The sequence below is a fragment of the Nonomuraea monospora genome, from assembly GCF_039531895.1.
Lineage (GTDB): Bacteria > Actinomycetota > Actinomycetes > Streptosporangiales > Streptosporangiaceae > Nonomuraea > Nonomuraea monospora.
The window spans coordinates 93,109-100,346 of sequence record NZ_BAAAQX010000050.1 but is presented as its reverse complement, the minus strand read 5'-3'; the positions used below and the strand labels follow the sequence as shown (position 1 = coordinate 100,346).

Below are 7,238 nucleotides of genomic sequence, written 5' to 3'. Positions count from 1 at the left end.
ACATCTACATCCTCAAGCTGCTGCACCTGGTCGACGACAAGATCCACGCCCGGTCGACCGGCCCGTACTCCATGATCACCCAGCAGCCGCTCGGCGGTAAGGCCCAGTTCGGCGGCCAGCGCTTCGGTGAGATGGAGGTGTGGGCGCTGGAGGCGTACGGCGCCGCGTACGCGCTGCAGGAGCTGCTGACCATCAAGTCCGACGACGTTCTCGGCCGGGTGAAGGTCTACGAGGCCATCGTCAAGGGCGAGAACATTCCCGAGCCGGGCATCCCCGAGTCCTTCAAGGTGCTCATCAAGGAGATGCAGTCGCTGTGCCTCAACGTCGAGGTGCTCTCCAGCGACGGCATGTCCATCGAGATGCGTGACACCGACGAGGACGTCTTCCGCGCGGCGGAGGAGCTCGGTATCGACCTGTCCCGGCGTGAGCCGAGCAGCGTGGAAGAAGTCTGAGGGGGAGATCGCACACAATGCTAGACGTCAACTTCTTCGACGAGCTCAGGATCGGCCTTGCGACCGCAGACGACATCCGTCAGTGGTCGCACGGCGAGGTCAAGAAGCCCGAGACGATCAACTACCGAACCCTCAAGCCGGAAAAGGACGGGCTCTTCTGCGAGAAGATCTTCGGTCCGACCCGCGACTGGGAGTGCTACTGCGGTAAGTACAAGCGCGTCCGGTTCAAGGGCATCATCTGTGAGCGCTGTGGCGTCGAGGTGACCCGGGCCAAGGTGCGTCGTGAGCGGATGGGCCACATCGAGCTGGCCGCGCCCGTCACGCACATCTGGTACTTCAAGGGCGTCCCCTCGCGCCTCGGCTACCTGCTCGACCTGGCCCCGAAGGACCTGGAGAAGGTCATCTACTTCGCGGCGTACATGATCACGCATGTCGACACCGAGATGCGTGAGCGTGACCTGCCCTCGCTGGAGGCGAAGATCTCCGTCGAGCGGCAGCACATCGAGCAGCGCCGCGACGCCGACGTCGAGGCCCGGCAGAAGAAGCTCGAGGCCGACCTGGCCGAGCTGGAGGCCGCCGGAGCCAAGGGCGACCAGCGCCGCAAGGTCCGCGAGGGCGCCGAGCGCGAGATGCGTCAGCTGCGCGACCGCGCCCAGCGCGAGCTGGACCGGCTCGACGAGGTCTGGAGCCGCTTCAAGAACCTCAAGGTCCAGGACCTCGAGGGCGACGAGCTGCTCTACCGCGAGATGCGCGACCGCTTCGGCCGCTACTTCAAGGGCGGCATGGGCGCGCAGGCGATCCAGGACCGGCTGATCAGCTTCGACCTCGACGCCGAGGCCGAGAACCTGCGCGAGACGATCCGCAGCGGCAAGGGCCAGAAGAAGGCCCGCGCCCTCAAGCGGCTCAAGGTCGTGTCGGCGTTCCTGAACACCACCAACTCGCCGCGCGGCATGGTGCTCGACTGCATCCCGGTCATCCCGCCGGACCTGCGCCCGATGGTGCAGCTCGACGGTGGCCGGTTCGCCACGTCCGACCTCAACGACCTGTACCGCCGGGTCATCAACCGCAACAACCGCCTCAAGCGTCTGCTCGACCTCGGCGCGCCCGAGATCATCGTGAACAACGAGAAGCGGATGCTGCAGGAGGCCGTGGACGCGCTGTTCGACAACGGCCGCCGCGGTCGCCCGGTCACCGGTCCCGGCAACCGGCCGCTGAAGTCCCTCAGCGACATGCTGAAGGGCAAGCAGGGTCGTTTCCGCCAGAACCTGCTGGGCAAGCGAGTCGACTACTCCGGCCGTTCGGTCATCGTCGTCGGCCCGCAGCTCAAGCTGCACCAGTGCGGTCTGCCCAAGCAGATGGCGCTGGAGCTGTTCAAGCCGTTCGTGATGAAGCGGCTCGTGGACCTCAACCACGCGCAGAACATCAAGTCGGCCAAGCGGATGGTCGAGCGCGCCCGCCCCGTGGTGTGGGACGTGCTCGAAGAGGTCATCACCGAGCACCCGGTGCTGCTCAACCGCGCGCCGACGCTCCACCGCCTGGGCATCCAGGCGTTCGAGCCGCAGCTCGTCGAGGGCAAGGCCATCCAGATCCACCCGCTCGTCTGCACCGCCTTCAACGCGGACTTCGACGGCGACCAGATGGCCGTGCACCTGCCGCTGTCGGCTGAGGCCCAGGCCGAGGCACGCATCCTGATGCTCTCGACCAACAACATCCTCAAGCCGGCCGACGGCAAGCCCGTCACCATGCCCACCCAGGACATGGTCATCGGCCTCTACTGGCTGACCACCCAGAAGGACGGCGCGATCGGCGAGGGCCGCGTGTTCGGCTCCATCGCCGAGGCGCAGATGGCCTTCGACCGCCGCGAGCTGGAGATCCAGGCGAAGATCCAGATCCGGCTCAAGGACGTCCTGCCGCCGCGCGAGTGGGTGGCCCCCGAGGGCTGGGAGCAGGGCGACCCGATCCGGCTCGAGACCACCTTCGGCCGGTGCCTGTTCAACCAGACGCTGCCTGACAGCTACCCCTTCGTCGACTTCCAGGTCGGCAAGAAGCAGCTGTCCACGATCGTGAACGAGCTGGCGGAGACCTACCCCAAGATCGAGGTCGCCAACTCGCTCGACGCGCTCAAGGACGCCGGCTTCCGCTGGGCGACCCGCTCCGGTGTCACGATCTCGATCGAGGACGTCGTCGCGCCTCCGAACAAGCAAGACATCATGGAGAACTACGAGCGCCGGGCCGACAAGGTTCAGCGCGAGTACGAGCGCGGTCTGATCACCGACGAGGAGCGCCGTCAGGAGCTCATCGAGATCTGGACGCACGCGACGGCCGACGTCGAGACCGACATGGTCAACGCCTTCCCGGCGACCAACCCGGTCTGGATGATGGTCAACTCCGGCGCCCGCGGTAACAAGATGCAGGTCCGGCAGATCGCCGGCATCCGCGGCCTGGTGTCCAACACCAAGGGTGAGACGATCCCGCGGCCGATCAAGGCCTCGTTCCGCGAGGGCCTGTCGGTGCTGGAGTACTTCATCTCCACCCACGGTCAGCGAAAGGGTCTGGCCGACACCGCCCTGCGTACCGCCGACTCGGGTTACCTGACCCGTCGTCTGGTGGACGTGGCGCAGGACGTCATCGTCCGCGAGATCGACTGCGGCACCGACCGCGCGGTCCCGCTGCACGTGGCCGACCGCGACCCGGCGGGCAACCTGGTCAAGGCGGAGAACGCCGAGTCCAACGTGCACGGCCGCATCCTGGCCGAGGACGTCGAGGTCGACGGCAAGATCATCGCCCCGGCGGGTGTCGACATCAACGACATCCACGTGACGAAGCTGGTCGAGGCCGGCGTCGAGACCGTCCGCACCCGCAGCGCGCTCGTCTGCGAGGCCAAGATCGGTGTCTGCGCGACCTGCTACGGCCGCTCGCTGGCCACCGGCAAGCTCGTGGACGTCGGCGAGGCCGTCGGCATCATCGCCGCCCAGTCGATCGGTGAGCCCGGCACGCAGCTGACGATGCGTACCTTCCACACCGGTGGTGTGGCCGGCGCCGACATCACCCACGGTCTGCCCCGTGTCACGGAGCTCTTCGAGGCGCGCATCCCCAAGGGTGTCGCCCCGATCTCCGAGGCCGAGGGCCGGGCTCGCATCGACGAGACCGACAAGACCAGGAAGATCGTCATCACGCCGGACGACGGCTCGGAGGAGATCGCCTACCCGGTCTCGATGCGCTCGCGCCTGCTCGTGCAGGACGGGCAGCGCGTCACGGTCGGGCAGCAGCTCGTCGCCGGTGCCGTCAACCCCAACGAGGTGCTGCGCATCCTCGGCCCGCGGGCCGTGCAGCTGCACCTGGTGGCGGAGGTCCAGCAGGTCTACCGCTCGCAGGGTGTGTCGATCCACGACAAGCACATCGAGATCATCGTGCGGCAGATGCTCAAGCGCGTGAACGTGCTGGAGTCCGGTGACACCGACCTGCTGCCCGGCGAGCTCGTCGAGCGTCCGCGCTTCGAGAACATGAACCGCGAGACCGTGGCCGAGGGTGGCTCGCCCGCCGCCGGCCGTCCGGTCCTCATGGGCATCACGAAGGCGTCGCTGGCCACCGAGTCGTGGCTGTCGGCGGCCTCCTTCCAGGAGACGACCAGGGTGCTGACGGACGCGGCGATCCACGCCAAGTCCGACTCGCTGCTGGGCCTGAAGGAGAACGTCATCATCGGTAAGCTCATCCCGGCCGGTACGGGCATGCCCCAGTACCGCAACATCCGGGTCGAGCCGACCGAGGAGGCCAAGGCGGCCATGTACACCGTCGGCGGCTACGACGGCTCCGCGGCCGACTACACCTTCGGCACGGGCAGCGGCGAGGCCGTCCCGCTCGAGGAATACGACTTCGGCCAGTACAACCGGTAATTGCTCCAGGTGATGCGCCCGGGTCTCGTTTTCGAGAGGCCCGGGCGCGTTGCTTTTCCGGTGTGAGTGACGAGCCCGCGCACGGCCGTGCTGCTCCGACGTGAGTGGCGCGCCCGCGCGTGGGTGCGCTGCTTTCCGTGTGAGTGACGCGCCCGCACGCGGGCGCGCTTTTGTCTTTACGGCAAGCCGCCCCTCCACCACCCCCCGCACGGGGCTGAGGGCCTTCCAGGGAGACGCCCTCTGAGCCCTTCAGTGGCGGGCCGCCGTCACGGCGCCAGGTTCACAGCATCGCCGTGACGAGGTCCCTGACCTTGGTGGCCGCTTCGCTGATCGCCGTCACCCCGCCGGCCGAGGCCGTCAGCATGGTGAGGAAGCCCATGAGGCGGTTCGGCCGCTGGTCGCCCGCCACCTCCTCCCGCAGCAGCTCGACCGCCGTGCTCGCGCCGTCCGGGTCGGCGAGCTGGTTGTGGTGGCGGGCGACGGCGTTCATCAGCCCGTCGATGAGGGCGCGCAGCTCCTCCTGCTGGGCGGCGGTGCCGTGGTCGTGGACCACGCCGTGGAAGCGGGAGCCGGGGGCGTGGCCGAAGTTGGAGCCCGGGGCGTTGCCGTAGTTGGCGCCGCCGTGGTTGCCGCCCTCGTGGTGGGTCATGGGGTGTCGCCTTTCTGGGCTGGGCCGGTGTTGCCGCGGAAGTGGGAGCCCGGGGCGTTGCCGAAGTTGGAGCCGGGAGCGTTGCCGAAGTTCGAGCCGCGGGCGTCGATCTTGTTGTTGGTGATCTGGGTGATGCGCTGGGCGACCTCGCCGGTGTCGATGCCGTGCTCGACGAGGAAGCGGCTGATGGCCTTGAACACCGCCTCGTGCACGACCTGGTCGAACATCTCGACGTCGCGTTCGATGAAGAAGCGGCGCAGGTCGTCGCCCATGGCGAGCTCCCGCACGCTCCTGGAGGCGCCGTAGTCGTACAGGCCGCGGTTCTGGATGACGGTGCGGTCGTCGCGCTCCTGGCGGCGCAGGGCGGCGCCTCTGCCCCAGCGCCTGGCGATCCGGTACGGGGCGGTGACCAGCAGGGGGATCGTCCTGACGGCGCCGGCGCCGATGGCGACGGCGATGCCGGTGAGGACGTCGGAGGAGATCCGGTCCACCTGGGAGTACTCCGGCGCCAGCGGATACAGCATGTACGTGCTGCCCTCCAGGAACAGGGAGCCGCGCAGCCGGATGGCCCTGATGAAGACGGTCACGATGAGCTGGCCGCCCCAGCCGAGCACCTCCACGCAGAGGTAGACGCGGGCGGAGGACTCGGGGGTGCGCGACACCGCGCGCAGCAGCTCGGTGTCGGCCGTGACGAGCGGCGGGGCGAGGGGGTCCGGCAGCAGGTCGGGGGCGTGGTTGACGTCGACGCCGTTGATGAACAGGCGCTCGGTCAGCCGCAGGTTGGGCAGGCCGGTGGCGGCCACCTCCCTGGCGAGGTGGGCGTGCACGTCGTCGGAGTGGAACGGCTTGGGCGGGCGGTTCTTGGAGGCGGCCTTGGTGATGTCGATGGCGAAGGACCAGCCGTGGTACTCCTCGCCGCTGCCGACGAAGGGCCGGTAGCCGGAGAAGACCATGACGTTGCCGTGCTGGGCCTGGACGAGGCGGCCGACCTGGTGGCGGGCGCGCGGGCCGAGCGGGGCGGGCGCGGCGCCGGGGGAGAAGCGGCGGCTGGACAGGCGTCCGCCGAGCACGACGACCCTGGTGGTGAACAGGTGTGCCGCCACCACCGCCCAGGCCGCCGTGAGGGGGATCAGGGCGAGCAGGGCCAGGCGGAGCCGGCCGAGGTCGTCCAGGTCGTCCAGGAGGTCGTTCATCGTGTCCAGGGCGTCCACGTCCGGCAGTGCCGCAGCGGCCGCCAGGACGAGCGTGGCGGCGGCGAGGAGCAGCAGGAGGACGTCGCGGACCGCGCGATGCCGCTCGGCGGCGAGCGCGTGCCTGGCGACGGCGGGCAGGTCCACGCCGTAGGAGGGGGCGGTGGCGCGGTACGGGTGGCCGAGGGTCTCGCGGATGACCTCGTGGGCGAAGGAGTCGTCGAGATAGCCGGCGGCGCACAGGTAGCGGGTGGTGTTGGTGGGGCGCTGGATCGGGGCGGAGGTCGTGTGGTGCTCCTCCGGCAGGCCGCCGCCCTGGATCTGCAGGACCGCCTCCACACCGCCCATGCGGACCCGCTGTCCGACGGCCAGGCGTACGGGCTGCTGGATGCGCGTGTCGTTGACCCAGGTGCCGTTGGTGGAGCCGCAGTCGCTGATCCAGGCGGAGCCGCCGGCCAGCCAGATCCTGGCGTGCCTGCGGCTGATCTCCTCGGAGTCGATGCGCAACGGCGCGGTGCGGCCGATCTCGACCGGCGCCTCGGAGACGGGCAGGCGCACGCCGCGCAGCTCGTGCGGGCGCACGAGGACGAGCTCGAAGGGGGAGATGGGGGAACCGGGCCACAGCCCGCCGGCCGCCTCAGACAACGCGGCCTCCGTCCGGGCGCGGCCCTGGGAGGAGCTTGTGCATCTGCGTCAACCCTCTCGACGATTCGCCAGGTGACGCTAGCCGCGCGGTGAGGAGTCGGCGTCAGGGAGTGACCTGGGGATTACCCTAGGCACGGTCGTCCAGTCTTAACCAGACCGATGCCGCAGCTTCGGCGAAGCGCTCGCGAGATGGTCGCGGAGGCCGATATCATGACGTCCGGAGCTGTAGATGGGCTGGATGAGAAGGCCCCGGCGACCCGGAGTGACAAGGCTTGTCCGTCTTGTCGCGCCGTTTTGACGTGTCGCCAGGGCCTGGGTAGTCTTGAGCATCGTGCCCGTCTTCTAGCGGGCTCTCGACCGTGCGCTCATTGCGGGCGCGGGACGGCTTCCTGGCTCGTAATCCTCACGG

General features: G+C 68.9%; 4 protein-coding genes. 2 read left to right on the top strand and 2 right to left on the bottom strand.

What is annotated here, in order from left to right; translation table 11 throughout:
- Positions 1-452, top strand: a 452-nt coding sequence (locus tag ABD331_RS54165; RefSeq protein WP_486348512.1) for a DNA-directed RNA polymerase subunit beta, incomplete at its 5' end; no start/stop codon positions are given.
- Positions 453-469: 17 nt separating this feature from the next.
- On the top strand, positions 470-4,345 hold the full coding sequence (locus ABD331_RS54160; protein ID WP_344494239.1) for a DNA-directed RNA polymerase subunit beta': 3,876 nt from the start codon (positions 470-472) through the stop codon (positions 4,343-4,345).
- Positions 4,346-4,625: 280 nt separating this feature from the next.
- On the opposite strand, the gene ABD331_RS54155 is transcribed toward ABD331_RS54160, so the two are convergent.
- Both ABD331_RS54155 and ABD331_RS54150 read right to left on the bottom strand, forming a co-directional pair.
- Positions 4,626-4,994 carry a DUF5955 family protein gene (locus ABD331_RS54155; protein ID WP_344494237.1) on the bottom strand — a complete coding sequence of 123 codons (369 nt, stop codon included), beginning with the start codon at positions 4,992-4,994 and terminating at the stop codon, positions 4,626-4,628.
- A complete protein-coding gene (locus ABD331_RS54150) occupies positions 4,991-6,829 on the bottom strand; it encodes an FHA domain-containing protein (protein ID WP_344494235.1) in 1,839 nt (612 codons plus the stop codon). The genes ABD331_RS54155 and ABD331_RS54150 overlap by 4 nt, the downstream gene beginning before the upstream one ends.
- Positions 6,830-7,238: the final 409 nt, after the last annotated feature.